Source organism: Alteromonas sp. MMG017 (genome assembly GCF_018100795.1).
Classification (GTDB): Bacteria; Pseudomonadota; Gammaproteobacteria; order Enterobacterales; family Alteromonadaceae; genus Alteromonas.
Genome location: NZ_JAGJDY010000008.1, coordinates 21,465 through 37,683, shown reverse-complemented (window position 1 = coordinate 37,683; position 16,219 = coordinate 21,465). Strand labels below are relative to the sequence as shown.

Below are 16,219 nucleotides of genomic sequence, written 5' to 3'. Positions count from 1 at the left end.
ATCTGTTACCTCGCTGCACTTAGAATAGTATCGAACAACTCTTGCGCTGTGCTTAAAATTCGTGCTGCGGCAGAATAAGACTGCTGAAACTTGACTAGGTTTGCCGCCTCTTCATCTAGGCTTACCCCAGATACTGACTCAAACCAATTTTCTGATTGAGTTTTCATTGCTTCTGCTGAAGTCAAAGAAATGTCAGCCATGGCTGCGTCTTCACCAATCCGCCCTACCATAGATGCATAAGCATCTTGAAAGGTACGTTGCTGATTGGTTGATTCACTACTCACTTGCACTAAGTTCTCGTTTTGCAAAGCTGCAATTTCAAGTGCATTACTGTTGTCGTTAAAACCATCGGTATTGTAACTAATCGTAAAACTATCACCCGCTTTAGGTACGCCATCTAAACTAATGTCATAACCTGGGTAGTCATCTAATGATGAAAATGCTGCAGGCCAAGCAGGGCCGCTGCCACTGCTTTGTGCCTGTGCTAGTAAGTTACTTAAATTAGTTGCGCCGGTCACATTGGTAATGACATTGGGCGGCGTTTCTCCATCTAGCACTTGATAGCTATCTTCTGCGGTAAAGACTATTTGAGCCGGCGCGCCAAACGTGCCACTGGGCGAGCTGGCTAAATCATGTATGCCACCAGCGCCATCAAATGCAGATTGTTCAGTACCACCGCCGACTTCAGTGTTGGTAATTGTTACCCCACTCACATTGGCGCTACCTAAATTCGTGGCATCCGCTTGTGCCCTTACTGGCGCGGCGAACGCGAGATCTTCAGGTCTGTTTGTGGCTAACTCAATAGTTGATGCAATCGTTTTAGTCGGCTGCATCAAAAACTCATCTCCTACCGCATAGGTTGAAGCCCCACCAAATTCTACTTCAATACCGCCGGGTAACTCATTAAACCCACTAGTCACACTGTAGTTTGAAAAGACAATATCATTTCCAGAGCCGTCTTTTTGCGGGGTTCCATCAGGATTTAAAAAAGTAATTTCTATTTCGCTGGGAACACCTGCCGCTACAGCAGTTACCTCTATTTGATAATCGGCATCAGTCAGTTCTGCCCCTTTACCTGCGATAAGTTGACCAACAACCTGATAATCCCCGCTGGTATCCTGTGTTTCTAATCCCCTAAACGTAGGGATGTCAAAAATATTGCCGCCCAATTGGCCGTCTAAATCCATCCCGAGTTTGTTTTGGGTATTAACTGCATCGGCAAAAGTGACAGCAAGTTGGCCCACATCGCGCATAGCAGTGCCAAGCACTTCATTTCTGTAACGAAATAATCCGCCTAGGCTGCCACCTAAGTCACTTTCAACAACACGAACCGTAGTATCGTTCTTCGTTTGAGAACCAAAATCTGTTTCTAACTTTAGCTCTTTGCTAGTTGAATCTGCACTGGTACTTATTTCAAATAAATTAAACGCACCATTATCTAATATGAGTGATTCGCCAGTGGTCAAATTTACGGTAATCGCTCCGTTTTGACTCTGACTCTCTTTCACATTGATAGCCATAATCGAGGCGAGTTCTTCAACAGCGGCATCTCGTTTATTCATCAATGCACTGGGTTCGTCGCTGGTGTTATTCCCTTTGGCAATGACAATATTTTTGTTTAGTTCGCCAATAGAGCTAATCAAGCTATTGGTTCTGTTAACCAACGACGTGACTTCAAGATTAAACTCTTCTTCCTTTTCAACCATGTAATCTGACAGGGTTTTCATACGCTGATACAGCGATTCTGACTTTCCTAATACCTGTTCACGAGAGGCCAAGTTAGTAGGGTCGTCTGAGGCAGTTTGGACTGCTGCAAAATAATCACTAATGCCTTTAGAAAGGGAGTTTGCTTCACTCGCTAGAAGGTTATCAATTGCTGACGTTTTGGAAGAAAAAGCCTCTAGTTCACCCACCGAAGTTATATCGCGGCGAAGCTGGTTTTGCGCAAATACGTTAATAATTCGCTCTGTATTACCGATTTCAACACCGAATACATCGCTGTTAACAAGCTCGGTTCGTTCTCGTACGTACCCAGGCGTATTTACATTGGCAATATTATTACTGGTCGTTTGTAAAAGCTTACTACTGGCGTTTACACCACTGGTGGCTAGGGAAAATAAATCAACTGCGCTCATATATTAAACCCCTCTTCTTACGGCATTAAGCCGTTAAGCCTATCGCTGTTGTAAACGGCCATGATTTTGCTGGCATAATGAGGATCTGTAGCATATCCAGCGCTTTGTAGCTCACGGGTATAGCTGTGGGCATCTGAGGCTTGTTCTACAGCTTGCTGATAACGGGGCTGAGTGACGATAAAGCGCCCGTAATCATGAACTGCCTCTTCTAATGATGCATAAGAACGAAATGCTGCTTTTTGCTTTTGTGGAATGCCGCTATTAAATTCAAGTGTATCGACAACCGCTTGGTCGCCTTCCCACTGCGCATTCGCTTTTATACCAAAAAGATTGTGCGAACTTTCGCCATCCGCGTTATGAATAACAAACTTACCCCAACCCGTTTCAACCGCGGCCTGCGCAATAATAGCTTTAGCATCCATACCGTACTTTTCAGCCACTTGTTCAGCATAGGGGCGTAAGGTTTCAACAAAGTCTTCAGGGCTATCGAACATGCTGTCTTTGGTGGCCGATTGGACACCTTTAGATTCAGAAGCCAGCACAGTTTCTTGGGCTTGTTCTGTGGCAATAACACGGTCACGGTTCAGCGAGCTCAAGTTGCCGTCACTGCGAATTACGCTGGCAGGTAAATAACTGTCTTCAGATTGACCCATTTGTTTTACGATAATATCAGCTAATCCCAAACCGCCGCCTGACGTTAAATCAGTTGCAAGTTGTTGGTCGTGCATATCGCGATAGAACTTAACTTGTTGAGAATTGAATGGGCTATTTTCATCGGCAAGGGCGTCTTGTGCTTTACGCATAGACTTCAGCATCATTTGCACAAATATGGCTTCAAATTGCTCTGCCGCTTCTTGCAATACACTTTCATCACCCGAAGCAATGGCCTCGCGCATTTTGTTGATACTGCCAAGATCGTGGACATTTCGTGCCATATCAAGCTGATTTTTTGAGCTGAATGCTTCCATTAGATGATCACCAATTCACCATGAAGCGCACCAGCCTGTCTTAATGCTTCTAAAATCGCCATTAAATCACCAGGTGCAGCACCTACTTCGTTGACGGCTCGCACTAGCTGATCGAGAGTCACCCCAGGCTCAAAAGAAAACATGCGACTGTCTGATAAATCCACATCTACAATCGACTGTGTGGTTACAACCGTTTCACCATCCGCAAAAGCGTTGGGTTGAGTAACTTGTTGGTTTTCTGAAATTGTCACGGTTAACCCGCCATGGGTAATAGCGGCAGGCAGTAAACGTACGTCTCGACCAATTACAATCGTACCGGTACGACTATTGATAACAACCCGCGCAGGCGCATCAGCCGGCGTAAATTCAAAATTTTCTAGTGTGGCCAAAAAGCCCACTCGCTGACCAACATCTCTTGGCGCGGACACACGTACTGACGCGGCATCAATGGGCGTTGCAATGGAATAGCCTTTTTCTGGCTGTGCACCTAATCGCTCGTTTATCACATCAGCTAATGCCTTAGCGGTTGAAAAATCAGGGTAATGCAAGTTCAGTGTTAATGAATCGCCATTGGCAAAACCGCTTGGTACGGTTTGCTCAACCATGGCACCGTTTGGAATACGACCTACAGTCGGTGTATTCACCACAATTCGTGAACCATCACCGCCTTGAGCACCAAAGCCACTCACAACCAAGCTACCTTGCGCTACGGCATACACTTTGCCATCTACACCGCGAAGAAACGTTTGTAGAAGCGTGCCGCCTTGCAAACTACTCGCTTCGCCTACTGACGACACGGTAATATCAATAGTTTGCCCTGGCTTAGTAAAAGCGGGCAGTTCAGCGTGAACAGCCACGGCTGCCACGTTTTTGATTTTGGGTTTGGTGTTAGAATCTAAACTAATACCAAAGTTACTTAACATGGTACGGAAGCTTTGCTCGGTGAAGGGGCTTTGCTCACCGGTGCCCGGTAAGCCAACCACTAAACCGTAACCTACTAATTGGTTGCTTCTCACCCCTTGAATACTTGCCAAGTCTTTGATGCGTTGCGCATTAGCATTGCTAGACAACACCAATGTTAATGCGATAAGTACCACTGAAAACAAACGCATAATGATTCTCCTAGCCCCGCTTAAAGCGGCCACCATGATGATGTGAAAAACTTCGTAAGCCAGCCTTTCTCTTGCGCACTGGCAAATGAGCCCGTCCCGCTGTATTGAATTCTGGCGTTGGCGATTTTGGTCGATAGCACTTCATTTTCGGGGCTAATGTCAGATAAGCGAATAATGCCGGTTAAACGAATATATTCGTCGCCATGATTTAAGGTAAGCCACTTTTCGCCGCGAATAACCAAATTGTCATTGGGTAGCACTTCCACTACAGTGACCGAGATATTTCCCGATAAACTATTGCTTTGGTTTGTTGCTGCATCACCGGCAAAGTCGTTTGAAGAACTTACACCAAGCTGAACAGATTGCCCGCCAATATTTAGCGCTTGCCCGCCTAATCCGGTGATTGTATCTAAATCTACTGTGGTGTCTTTTGATGTCGACGTACCCGCTGATTTACTCGCGTTGGTATTTTCACTTAACGTTATGGTAATAATGTCGCCAACCCGTCTAGCCGTCATATCTGAATATAAGCTATTGGCCATATAAGAGCGGAACAGCGAACCATCTTCTACAATCTTCTCGCGAGGATAATCAGGTACCACTGGGGCAAACGACGGGTCGTTTGCTTGAACCGGTGGCTGGTTCGTGCTTGCACAACCTGCCAAAATTGCCACTGAAAGAAAGAGTCCGATAATTCGCATAACATTACTCACTAAAGTTGCTGAATGACTTGTCCAAGCATCTGATCCACCGATGAAATCACTTTCGAGTTCATCTCATACAGACGTTGACTTTCAATCAAATTAACCAGCTCTTCGGTCACATTCACGTTAGAGGTTTCTAACGTACCTTGTGCAATAGTGCCTATACCTTGAAGGCCTGGAACACCCTGAATAGGCGCGCCGCTTGATGCGGTTTCAACGTAAAGGTTCTGCCCAATAGGCTGTAGGCCTGTTGGGTTGATAAAGTCTGATAGGTTCATTTGTCCAAGCACTTGCGGTTCGGCTTGACCACGAATTGACACGCTAATTTCACCGTCTTGTGAAATGGTAATTTGCTGCGCATCCTCTGGAATAGCCACTTCGGGTTGTAATAAAAAGCCAGCGCCAGAGGTCACTATTTGACCTTGGTCATTCATTGAAAACTGACCATTTCTTGAATACGCAATGGTGCCATCAGGCTGTAATATTTCGAAATAACCGCGCCCTTGAATAGACATATCCAATGCGTTATCTGTGGTTAGCAAGTTACCTTGGGTATGCGCTTTTTGCGTTGATACCACTTTTGAACCAGAACCTAACATAAGGCCAGACGGTAATTCAGTATCAGCTGATGAACGGCCACCAGGTTGGTTTATATTTTGATAAAGCAAGTCTTCAAAAATTGCTCTGTCTTTTTTAAAGCCTACCGTTGATGCGTTAGCCAGGTTGTTCGATACCACCGCGACATCTGTTTGTGCGGCATCAAGACCTGTTTTACTTATCCACAATGCTGGGTGCATGGCGACCTCCTAACCTTTTAAGTTCGTATAACGAAATTGTTAACTAATCTATAGAATGCGTAGTAACTGGTTGCCGCGAGAATCTAGCTCGTCAGCTTGCTTCATCATCTTCACTTGAAGCTCGTAGTGGCGCTGAAGGCTTATCATGTTGACCATTTCATCAACGGCATTTACGTTCGAGCCTTCCAACATGCCAGACATCACTTTCACACCAGCGTTTGCTGGCGCTACCGTGCCGTCTTCCATTCTAAATAAACCATCAGTGCCACGTTCCATATCGGCATAGTTCGGTTTAACCAATTTCAGCCGGCCAACATCTTCAATCACATTTGCTGGTGCGCCAAGCTGTCTCATTGACAAGGTGCCGTCCATACCAATATCTAGGTTATCCAGTGGTACAGGAAGAAAGATTGGACCGTTATCACCTAAAACCGGGCGATTGTGCACATCTGTCAAAATACCGTCGTCACCCAACTTAAAGTTACCGTCACGAGAATAAGCTTCTTGGCCATTGTCGTCTTGAACGGCAAACCAGCCATCGCCTTGGATAGCAACGTCTAAATCACGACCCGTTTGAATCATAGGGCCCGATTCATAGTTGTTTGACGGACTTTCGGTCATTGAAAAAACGCGAGACGGCAAACCTTCGCCGTAGGCAGGCATTGACCTTGCCTGTTCTAACTGAGCTCTAAACCCGGTTGTTTGCGCGTTAGCCAAGTTATTGGCACGAAGCCCAGTACCTAAAAGGTCTTGAGATGCACCGCTGGCAGCAATGTAGAGAAGTTTGTCCATGACTGACTTTTGACTCTGGTTAAACCATATACAGGTTTTGCAATCCCAGTGCCAACATGCACAAATAGAAGTGGATACAAAAAAACCGCAACAAAGTTGCGGTTTTTTTTAGTTAAACATCACTGTTTATCGGATGTTCAGGATAGTCTGGTTAAGTGAGTTGTTCACTTCAAGTGCTCGAGAGTTAGCCTGGAAGTTCCGCTGTGCAATAATCATATCGATAAGCTCAGTGGTTAGGTTTACGTTAGCTTGCTCTAGCGCTGATGAGTTAATCTCACCAAACGTACCGGTAGTTGCTTCACCCGCTAATGCTTCACCAGAGAGAATACTTTCTTTCCACTCAGTGCTGCTTTGCTGGGTTAAGCCCTGCTCATTGGCAAATCTCACTAACGCCACACGTACGATAGGCTCAGACGTACCGTTTGAAAACGTCGCTCGAACCAAACCATCTGGGCCAATATCAATACCTGTTAATCGACCAACTGGCAAACCATCTTGCTCTAATGACGTAACTTCGAATGCCGATGCGTATTGTGTAGGCTCAACAGTAGTCGCATTTGAAGGGTCTAAGTTGAAATCGATACCAATTTGCTGCGTCGCATCCGCGCCGTTTGATAAAGCAGAACCAAGCGCTTCAGTCGTTAGTTTATAATCGGTAGTTTGAATGCCATCTGGTGATTCAATTCCAATAAAGTCACCACCTTGAGAAAACACAAGTTTAGCTGCTGTAACACCGTTACCTGTGTTAGTACCCAACGAGTTTACCGCTGTAGTAGGGTCGGAATCAGTACCGGTAGAATTCACTAAATCAGTAAGTTGATCGTCTACCGCTGTCGCCACATACCATTCATTGTCTGCCGCCACATCTTTAACGAAGTAATAAGTCATCACATGGCTGTCGCCTAATGAGTCGTAAACTGTTACCGAGGTTGCCGCATTGTAGGTAAGTGGATCTTGTGGGTCAAATGCTGCTGGATCTAACCCCTGATCACCTGCAGGTAAGTTCATACGGATATCAACTTCTGAGGTTTGTGCTGGAGAACCTGATGAATCTGGGATTTGCACTGGCTCTGTAGTACTTAATGCAACCGATGAGCTGGTAGAGTCTGAGTTAACGGGGAAACCTAAAAGTAAGTCGCCGTTACTGTTAACCACATAATTGTCATCATCTAACTTGAATTGACCGGCACGGGTAAACGAGAAGTCTCGTGAGGTTTCATCAGGAACCGTGGCAAAGAAACCATTACCAGTAATCGCTAAATCAAGTGCAGTATTGGTAAACTGTAAGCTACCTTGTGAAAACTGCTGAGCTACATCTTGTGTCAAAACACCGTCGCCCACCTTGGTTTTACTTCCAGCCAATAATGATGTGGCGTACACGTCGCCGAATTCAGCTCGAGACTCTTTAAAGCCAACAGTATTCACGTTTGCGATGTTATTCGCGGTTACATCTAAATCTTTTTGTGCGGCAGCTACGCCACTTAGTGCAATATTAAAAGACATGCTTCTTTCTCCTGCTAACTGCCGATTTGAATAACGTCGTCAAGACTAATGCTGACTTCGCCATCTAAATTTAAAATTACGCCCTGACCACTACCGGCCAAGCTAACACTTCCTACATGACGATTAATGGCAGTATTCAATTGAACGCCTTCACCGTTTAATTCGCCTGTAGCACTGATTACATAGTCGCCCGCTGGCATATCATTGCCTTGGGTATCTTTGCCATCCCATTCAAACTGAATGTTGCCAGCGGCTTGTGTGCCAGCATCAATTGTCTTAATCACTTCACCGTATTGATTTTCAACGGTTATCGTCATGTTTTGGACGCTTTGCTCATTAACCACAACACCCGATACCCCAGCAGCGTCGCTAGACATATGCCCTACGTTGCCCTGCACTAACACGTTCTGACCTATTAAGCTGGATGCTTGCAATGCCTGGTTAGATGTCATCGAGGCGGCGAATGACTCGAACTTATCATTCAACTGAGAAATACCGTCAGCCATAGTGAATGATGTCATTTGCGCTACCATCTGATCGTTATCTACTGGTTTAGTAGGATCCTGATTCGCTAATTGCTCGGTTAACATGGCAAAAAAGTCTTCTTGCGAAAGCTGTTGCTCTGTTCCATCGACAACCGGAACCGTCTCTTCTTGCCAGTAGAGTTCGTTGTTCAGGCCAGTGGTGTTGTTAATTGTGGTCACAGTATTTTCCTCACATTACCTATGCGGCAACTTATTGCCCTTGTCCTAGCTGCAGTACCCGACGGAATATCCGTTTGGTGGTATCAGCAACCTGAACGTTGGTTTCATAGGCTTTTGACGCCGACATCATATTTGCCATTTCTTCAACGATGTTTACGTTCGGCTTATAAATATAACCCTCTTCGTCAGCCATTGGGTTATGCGGAGCATACTCAACTTGCAATGGCGCATCGCTTTCTACAATTCCCTTAACTTCAACACCCACACCCTTGCTTTGATCGCCCATGGCTCGCTGTAACTCAGCGGCAAACACAGGATGTCTTGCACGGTACGTTTCGTCATAACTACTACTTACCGAGTTCGCGTTAGCAATGTTACTAGCGGTGGTGTTTAAACGAACATTTTCAGCTTCCATACCGGTACTGGAAATTGACATCACATTAAATAAGCTCATGATTACTGGCCTCCAGAACTAAGGGCTTTTTTCATACCTTTAACTTTACTGTTAATAAACTCTAGTGTGGCTTGATAGCGTAAACCGTTATCTAAAAAGCGGTTACGTTCTGCCTGTACTTCCACCGTATTGCCGTCTCCGGTATCCGGTTGAGTAGGTATGCGGTATTGCATTTCAAAATTTGATGCTACCGACGATATATCGCCACCTATGTGTTTATCGTGTGTTCTTGCTAAGCTGCCACCACCTAATTTGTGCTGCCCTTCTTGGGCGCTCATGGCTGACTCCATCGCTTTGTTAAAGTCGATGTCTTTAGCTTTATAACCAGGGGTATTGGCGTTCGCTAGGTTTCCAGAAATGACTTCCATTCTGTCGGTGCGTATTGCTAACGCCGACTGATGAAACCCGACTAACTTGTCGAGATTAATGGCCATATTGAAAACTCCTAGCTGCGAAATTCCGAAAATACGTCGTGAATAAAGAATGACGAATTAACTGTTATAGAATTTTACTAGCAAGGCAGATGCCAACCTGAAGATTGGCACTGTATAAAAAAGAGGGGTGAAACGGTGAAAGCCTGAAATATTACATAAAATTCAGTACGTTATATGGTTATTTCTTTTGGTAGTACAAGCCAGGATTACATTTGATCATGGCATATGTATCGCTTGCCGCACTGATAGATTCAGACGCGCCAAGGAAAAGGACACCGGCAGGTTGCAGCTGTCCGGCAATTTGTTGCAGTATCTTTTGTTTCACATCTGCCGAAAAATAAATCAGCACATTGCGGCAAAAAACGATGTCAAAGCGGCCAAGTGCTGCATAGGAGGTTAACAAATTCAAACTTCTGAATGAAACCATGTTGCGCACTTCTGGCTTAACCTGCATTTGCCCACTTTCATGAGGCTGGAAAAACATAGCCCTGCGTTGTGGCGATAACCCTCTCGCTAGCGAAAGTTCATCATATAGCCCTTGGCTACACTTATTTAGCATTTCAGAAGAAAGGTCAGTGGCTATAATTTCAACCCCTTGCCTAAGCAATCCTGGTCGCTGTTTTTGAAACTCTAGAATGGACATAGCAATAGAGTAAGGCTCTTGTCCAGACGAACAAGCTGCACTCCAAATTCTAAGCTTTTGATTTTTCGTTGCTAGTTGAGGAAGTAAATCGCGTTGTAGCAACTCAAATGGATAAGTATCTCTAAACCACAATGTTTCATTTGTGGTCATCGCATCGATGACGCTTTGTAAAAGGTTACGATCGTAACCCTTTACCACCACATCAATAAGCGCATCAGTATTGTCATAGTCATGCTTATATAACAAAGACGCAAGCCTGCTTCTTACAAGGTATTGCTTGTTTTCCCCGAGTACTATTCCACATTGTTTCTCGAGGAAGTGCCGAAACTTTTCATAGCTTGCCGGCGACACATTTTTATTATCCAACCCCTACCGCTCCGTTATTCACAATCCGTCATTAACCACTTCTGAACTGCTGTCGCTAGTTCATCGGGGTGAAATTTCGCAATAAAGTCATCCGCTCCCACTTTCTGAACCATGGCTTGATTGAATACGCCACTTAAAGAAGTGTGAAGTACAACATGAAGCTTCTGAAGTTCTGGTGTATTTTTGATTTCCGCCGTAAGGGTGTAACCGTCCATCTCTGGCATTTCTATGTCAGACACTAGCACCCCAATTCGCTTGGTAATATCACCATATTCTTCAGCGATTTCCTTCAAGCGGTTTAACGCTTCTAAACCATTCTTTGCCAGCTCAATTTCTAACCCAAGTGAGGTTAGCGCTTTTTTGACCTGGTTTCTTGCCACGGCTGAATCGTCTGCAATGAAGATAATTTTGTCTTCTTTACCTTCCGTAGAAAGCCCTTCAGCAACATCGGCGCTTACTTCTGCATTAAGCGGTGAAATTTCATTGAGGATTTTTTCTACGTCGAGAATTTCGATTAATTCGTTTTCTACTTCAGTAACAGCGGTTAAGTAACTCGCTCGGCCTGTCCCTTGAGGAGGCGGCATGATGGCATCCCAGTTGGTATTAATAATGCGCTCTACAGCGCCCACTAAAAAACCTTGTACAGAACGGTTGTATTCAGCAATAACGATAAACGCGTTTGATAAATCTTCAATACGCTTACCCCCCGTCGCCATGCTTAAATCGATAACAGAAATAGTTTGCCCACGAATATGTGCTATTCCGCGAACTAGCGAGTTCAACTTCGGCATTGAAGTCAGTGGTGGACACTGGAGCACTTCACGTACTTTAAACACGTTTATACCAAAGCGTTGACGGCCATTAAGCCTGAACAACAATAACTCAAGACGGTTTTGACCAACTAATTGGGTTCGTTGGTTAACCGAGTCTAAAATTCCCGACATATCTCACCTCTTTTTAATACTGGGCATGATCATTGCCTTCACTAAAGAGAATAGACAATATCACTAAATGTATGCAGGTCAAACGACAGAAAAATGACGGTTTCGCTGCATGTACAACTTAATCACGGACGTACGCAAGTTATTGTCTCAACCTAATTTGTCTTATAAGCATAGACAATAACTCAGTAAGTGAACACGAAAAGTGACTATGAAAAATTTAAAAAACGTAAAATCTTGGCTTACAGGAGTTCGTCTGCCACTTTTCACTGTTGTGGTGGCCGTTGCTTTAGCGCCTTACAGTTACGCTGAAACAATGCACGATGTAGTGAATAAGGGCGCAGAAGAATACCTGTTGTCGGCGCTTAGTATACACGATGAAAACACCGATATTGCTGTGAGCATTGCTGAAGTAGACGAAAGAATTAATATTCCTCAGTGCCCCACAGGATTTCAATTTCATGCGTCTGATGAATCGTTGAACCAATCGTATGTTTCGGTGCGGGTAAGTTGTGGAAATAATGATTGGTACTTGTTTACCAGTGCCCAAGTCACGAGAACGAAAGAAATTGTGGTTACATCTGGCGCGGTTAGCCCGGGCACCGTGCTCTCTGCGTCTAATTTAACGCTGGCATCGGTAGATATAAAGCGCCTTCGTTATAGTGCTTTTACCGATGTAGATGCATTAATTGGCGCTCGAATGAAGCGTCGAATTGTTGATGGCCAAGCTGTGCAATCCAATATGCTATGCTTTGTGTGCAAAGGCGATAGAATTACCATTCGCGCATCACTTGGTGGAATGGCGGTTAAAACATCAGGAATAGCACAGCAAGATGGTGTTATTGGCGATACCATAAAGGTACTCAATGCCAGTAGCCAAAAGCCTGTCATAGCGGAAGTCGCCAGCGCTCAAGAAGTCGTGGTACACTTGTAGTTCAGCGTGCTAAAAAACTACGTTTTCGTTGTATAAAAGCCTAAAGAAAAGAAGGCTTGTGCCGATAACTTATACAGAGGCGAAAAGGTAGTGGAGAAATATTATGGCAATTAACAATGTAAACAATGGGTTACCAAAAACTCCCGTTGATAATACTAAAATTTCGCAACAGAATCAGACACAGCAGTCGCAACAGCAACAAGCGACTTCTAACAATGCTTCTGTTGCTCAAGCACCACGACAAGATTCAGTATCTTTGACTCAGTCTGCACAACAGTTGAATCAAGTTCAGAAAAAAGGTTCTGAAGCGCCTGTTAATCAGGAAAAAGTCGACCGTCTTAAAAAAGCGGTTTCCAGTGGTGAATACCGAGTAAACCCGGAAGTGTTAGCGAATAAAATCGCTAAGCTTGAGGGTGAGATCTTTGGCCGCAAATAATTAGGTTTTTATGACTAGTCATCTTTATTCAGCATTATCACAACAGGTCGCTAATTTAGAGGGCCTGTGCTTGTTGCTGGAAAAAGAATTACATTTGATTAGCTCACGAGATGCAGAAACCTTGATGAGTCTGTTAGAAGATAAGTCTGCACTATTAGAGTCTATTCAGGCTGCCGACCAAAAAGTCGAGGCCTTATATCGTCAAACTACAGACGAAACAATTAGTGCAGATGAACAAGGGTTAATGGATAAAGCGAAAAGTCTGTTAGAAGACTGTAAGTATAAAACCCAAATTAATCAGAAAGCCGTAGAGCAAGGACAGCTTCGCCTCACACACTTACGTAATCTGATGTTGGAAGTTCGCGCTAAAGAGTCGTTAACCTACGATAAGAAAGGCAAGCCAAATGCTGGCCGTTTAGGTTCAGGTATTAGCGCCTAAGTAATGCACTCGTCACAAAATGCCAAAATAAGAATACAAAAAAGCGCGTTTAATACGCGCTTTTTTGTGAGTGCTATTTAGCCATACATCTAAATACTTAGTAGTATTTAATGTCTTTAATTCTTTGTGGCTTCGCGGTCGTCAAATAAATGTCGTAAACGCGATGCATATCTAGTTCAAGTTCGGTGGCATAGGTATCTTCACCCACGGGGTAACTTTTTATTACCCTAGCCCCTCTAATGACTCCCTCGACAGAAGCCCGTAAGGTTTCATTATCCACCACAAGGCTAGACAGTGATTGATTACCTTCAATACGTTGTCCGTACACCTGCTCTGCAAGTTCTCTGTAAGCCTCTAGTTTTGACGCTTTGATTGCCATCAAGGTTTTCACCGTTTCGCTATCACCCCGTTGCGACATAATAGGGGCATAGCCTACAGCACTTAGCACAGGGTAACTGTCTGGCTCGACCGTCTCCCATTCCACATGTTTATCTACAAATAAACTGCATCCTGGCAAACCTGTCAGGGCAGCGAATAATACCGCTATCATCCATGCTCGGCTACTTACCAATTTCTTAAAAAACACCATCAGAGAAACCTCATTCTCAATTTTTCTATTAATGGATAAGCAATGTTTACGCCTAAATTTTAAATTTGAAACATTGGCATCTATTTCGCTTATATAAATTAGAGTAAAAATAGACACAAAAACTTAAAAAGAAACTGTTTTAAAAGAACACTGACCTAAATTAACTGATGTAGTGCTCCTTATCGCACTGCAACAAAAGGACAAGACTGTGCTTGGCATACGAACATTCGCTAAATTGTTTTTAGTTAGCATCTCTTCTGTTAAAAGAAGATATCAAGCTAGATACGCCAATGTCGCCTTTTTCATGGCGCTGTTTTGCCTTGCTACAGTAACGATAGGGCAAAGCCATGCCGCCTGGTATGAAGCCAAAGGCCAAGCCGTCATTGTAAATGGCAATAAAGAAAAAGCGCGTAGAGACGCCACTGAAGAAGCCCTAAAACAAGCTTTGTTATTCGCAGGTGCCTCGATAAGCAGTGTTCAGCAACTCACAAATGGGTTACTTGAAAGTGAAGATATTACCATTAGTAGTACAGGTGAAGTGGATCATCTCGAGCTTACTGATGAAGTGTGGCACAAGGATTATGTTACCGTAAGCGTCAGGGCAGATATCTTTCCTGCGGCAAAACAATGCACCGCAGTTAAGTACGATAAGAATATTGCCACCAGTTACTTTATGGTGGAGAACCGCAATCATTTGGTTGAAGGAAAGATACCTAACTTTTCAGAAGCAGTGACAAGAAAGCTAGCGACCGAAATGTCGTCGCAGGCGCAGAATTTAAATTTAGCGTACATTGCTCCGCATACCACACGATGGGGAGTGAATGGGCTTGAAGAAAATGTGCGTGCATTGTCACAACAATCAAATGCACAGTTTGTTTTAATTGGTAGCATTAGTGACGTTAGTGTCGAAAGACAACGACCCTCTTCGTTTGCGTTCTGGAAGGAAGAAAAAGCCACCCGATACTTTTCGCTAAGCATTAAGGTTTTCGACGGTATTAATAGTGGCTTGCTGCTACAGAAAGATTACATTACTGAAGCCAAGTGGCCTTTTGACAGATTTGCTGATGTAGACGAATTTTCATCGACCTTTTGGCGAACAGAATACGGTAATGCGATTAAAAAGCAGATGCAGCAGTTAACCGCAGATATCAACGAGACTATTGCTTGCCAGCCCATGACTGGCCGAGTACTTAATGTTGCTGGTTCGCATATCTCAGTATCATTGGGGCGCGATAATGGCATAAAGAACGGTGATGAACTTTTTGTCTATCAAACCAGTGAAATTATCGACAGACACGGCAAGGCCTATTTGCAGTACCATATTTATCCTGGTGCATTTGTTGTCGAAAATGCCTATGGCAATACCGCCAGACTGATTCATAAAGACAGTGGCATTATTGCGAATATCCAAGAGAGCGATTTTGTTATTAAACGGTAACCGTGATAATTCTCTTCTACGTAGCACTTGGTTTCACATTTCCTCCATGCTATACCTATACTCAGGTATGAATATCTATATATATGTGTAAGAGCATCGTCTATAAGGTGCTTATACTTTCGTATAATAAATAACTAAAAAAATAAATCATGACCCTTTCGATATTTGCGTCAAACTGCTTCGTAGTTTTAGCTCTTATGTTGACAGGACAGCAAATGAAGGATCATCTGTCTATAGAGTTCCCCGTTTTAGAAATGGAAGTAAAAACACGATTTGGGGATGATAAAGCTCTAGATGTCAAAGCGTTAGAAGAAAAACTAAGTCAGCTAAACAATCTTTCAATATCCGCTCAGTTAGACGGTGTAAACCGCTTCTTTGACGAGCATATTCAGTACGCCACCGATGACATTGTTTTCAAACAAAAAGACTACTGGGCTACCCCCGCCGAGCTTTTTGGCCATTCCCGTGGAGATTGTGAAGATTACGCCATTGCAAAATATATAGCTCTGCTACACTTAGGCATTGATAGTACTAAACTTCGCTTAATTTATGTTAAAGCAAAGATTGGTAGAAGCCGCGTAACGCAAGCTCATATGGTATTAGGTTATTACGAAACTCCGTCTTCAGATCCCTTGGTCTTAGACAGTCTTGTTTCTGAAATATTGCCTGGTTCACAACGAACCGATCTCATGCCTGTATTTAGCTTTAATGACGCTGGCATTTGGTCGCCTGGCAAAACCAAGCAGGTTTCCACTTCTACCAGTAGACTATCTCGGTGGCGCAACGTTATTGAGCGCATGAAAAGTGAGGGAATAAAAAGACAATCCTGA

The 16,219-nt window shown here is 43.9% G+C and carries 18 protein-coding genes; 5 read left to right on the top strand and 13 right to left on the bottom strand.

What is annotated here, in order from left to right; translation table 11 throughout:
* Positions 1-5 precede the first annotated feature (5 nt).
* From flgK to J8L84_RS13250, 12 genes are all read right to left on the bottom strand, one after another.
* Positions 6-2,135 (bottom strand): flagellar hook-associated protein FlgK, encoded by a 2,130-nt coding sequence (flgK, locus tag J8L84_RS13305; protein ID WP_211071123.1) that lies wholly within the window; start codon positions 2,133-2,135, stop codon positions 6-8.
* Positions 2,136-2,152: 17 nt separating this feature from the next.
* Positions 2,153-3,103, bottom strand: coding sequence for a flagellar assembly peptidoglycan hydrolase FlgJ (gene flgJ / locus J8L84_RS13300; RefSeq protein ID WP_211071122.1), 951 nt, complete (start codon positions 3,101-3,103; stop codon positions 2,153-2,155).
* The gene (locus J8L84_RS13295; protein WP_211071121.1) at positions 3,103-4,215 is read right to left on the bottom strand and encodes a flagellar basal body P-ring protein FlgI; all 1,113 of its coding nucleotides are present in this window, start codon (positions 4,213-4,215) and stop codon (positions 3,103-3,105) included. Before J8L84_RS13295 ends, flgJ begins: the two co-directional genes overlap by 1 nt.
* A 20-nt stretch (positions 4,216-4,235) precedes the next feature.
* The gene (gene flgH / locus J8L84_RS13290; RefSeq protein WP_057796302.1) at positions 4,236-4,916 is read right to left on the bottom strand and encodes a flagellar basal body L-ring protein FlgH; all 681 of its coding nucleotides are present in this window, start codon (positions 4,914-4,916) and stop codon (positions 4,236-4,238) included.
* Positions 4,917-4,927: 11 nt separating this feature from the next.
* The gene (gene flgG, locus J8L84_RS13285; RefSeq protein WP_013785145.1) at positions 4,928-5,716 is read right to left on the bottom strand and encodes a flagellar basal-body rod protein FlgG; all 789 of its coding nucleotides are present in this window, start codon (positions 5,714-5,716) and stop codon (positions 4,928-4,930) included.
* 48 nt (positions 5,717-5,764) lie between these two features.
* Positions 5,765-6,508, bottom strand: a complete 744-nt coding sequence (locus J8L84_RS13280) for a flagellar basal body rod protein FlgF (protein WP_211071120.1) — start codon at positions 6,506-6,508, stop codon at positions 5,765-5,767.
* 126 nt (positions 6,509-6,634) lie between these two features.
* Positions 6,635-8,011 (bottom strand): flagellar hook protein FlgE, encoded by a 1,377-nt coding sequence (gene flgE / locus J8L84_RS13275; RefSeq protein ID WP_013785147.1) that lies wholly within the window; start codon positions 8,009-8,011, stop codon positions 6,635-6,637.
* A gap of 14 nt (positions 8,012-8,025) precedes the next feature.
* The gene (flgD, locus tag J8L84_RS13270; protein WP_013785148.1) at positions 8,026-8,715 is read right to left on the bottom strand and encodes a flagellar hook assembly protein FlgD; all 690 of its coding nucleotides are present in this window, start codon (positions 8,713-8,715) and stop codon (positions 8,026-8,028) included.
* A gap of 31 nt (positions 8,716-8,746) precedes the next feature.
* Positions 8,747-9,169, bottom strand: coding sequence for a flagellar basal body rod protein FlgC (gene flgC, locus J8L84_RS13265; RefSeq protein WP_013785149.1), 423 nt, complete (start codon positions 9,167-9,169; stop codon positions 8,747-8,749).
* Positions 9,170-9,171: 2 nt separating this feature from the next.
* On the bottom strand, positions 9,172-9,603 hold the full coding sequence (flgB, locus tag J8L84_RS13260; protein ID WP_211071119.1) for a flagellar basal body rod protein FlgB: 432 nt from the start codon (positions 9,601-9,603) through the stop codon (positions 9,172-9,174).
* Positions 9,604-9,781: 178 nt separating this feature from the next.
* On the bottom strand, positions 9,782-10,612 hold the full coding sequence (locus J8L84_RS13255) for a protein-glutamate O-methyltransferase CheR (protein ID WP_208804209.1): 831 nt from the start codon (positions 10,610-10,612) through the stop codon (positions 9,782-9,784).
* Positions 10,613-10,626: 14 nt separating this feature from the next.
* Positions 10,627-11,556: a chemotaxis protein CheV gene (locus J8L84_RS13250; RefSeq protein ID WP_211071118.1), complete on the bottom strand. Its 930-nt coding sequence runs from the start codon at positions 11,554-11,556 to the stop codon at positions 10,627-10,629.
* Between the two features lie 208 nt (positions 11,557-11,764).
* Here J8L84_RS13250 and flgA point away from each other — a divergent pair, with 208 nt between their 5' ends.
* The 3 genes from flgA (at position 11,765) to flgN (ending at position 13,362) form a co-directional block, all read left to right on the top strand.
* A complete protein-coding gene (gene flgA, locus J8L84_RS13245) occupies positions 11,765-12,487 on the top strand; it encodes a flagellar basal body P-ring formation chaperone FlgA (RefSeq protein ID WP_211071117.1) in 723 nt (240 codons plus the stop codon).
* A gap of 103 nt (positions 12,488-12,590) precedes the next feature.
* Positions 12,591-12,923 carry a flagellar biosynthesis anti-sigma factor FlgM gene (gene flgM, locus J8L84_RS13240; RefSeq protein ID WP_208804205.1) on the top strand — a complete coding sequence of 111 codons (333 nt, stop codon included), beginning with the start codon at positions 12,591-12,593 and terminating at the stop codon, positions 12,921-12,923.
* Between the two features lie 10 nt (positions 12,924-12,933).
* Complete coding sequence (flgN, locus tag J8L84_RS13235; protein WP_211071116.1) at positions 12,934-13,362, top strand: flagellar export chaperone FlgN; 429 nt, start codon at positions 12,934-12,936, stop codon at positions 13,360-13,362.
* 97 nt (positions 13,363-13,459) lie between these two features.
* Here the strand turns inward: flgN and J8L84_RS13230 are convergent, their stop codons facing one another.
* A complete protein-coding gene (locus J8L84_RS13230) occupies positions 13,460-13,912 on the bottom strand; it encodes an LPP20 family lipoprotein (RefSeq protein WP_211071272.1) in 453 nt (150 codons plus the stop codon).
* A gap of 247 nt (positions 13,913-14,159) precedes the next feature.
* Here J8L84_RS13230 and J8L84_RS13225 point away from each other — a divergent pair, with 247 nt between their 5' ends.
* Both J8L84_RS13225 and J8L84_RS13220 read left to right on the top strand, forming a co-directional pair.
* Positions 14,160-15,389, top strand: coding sequence for a flagellar assembly protein T N-terminal domain-containing protein (locus J8L84_RS13225; RefSeq protein ID WP_211071115.1), 1,230 nt, complete (start codon positions 14,160-14,162; stop codon positions 15,387-15,389).
* Between the two features lie 215 nt (positions 15,390-15,604).
* On the top strand, positions 15,605-16,219 hold the full coding sequence (locus J8L84_RS13220) for a transglutaminase-like cysteine peptidase (protein WP_247670784.1): 615 nt from the start codon (positions 15,605-15,607) through the stop codon (positions 16,217-16,219).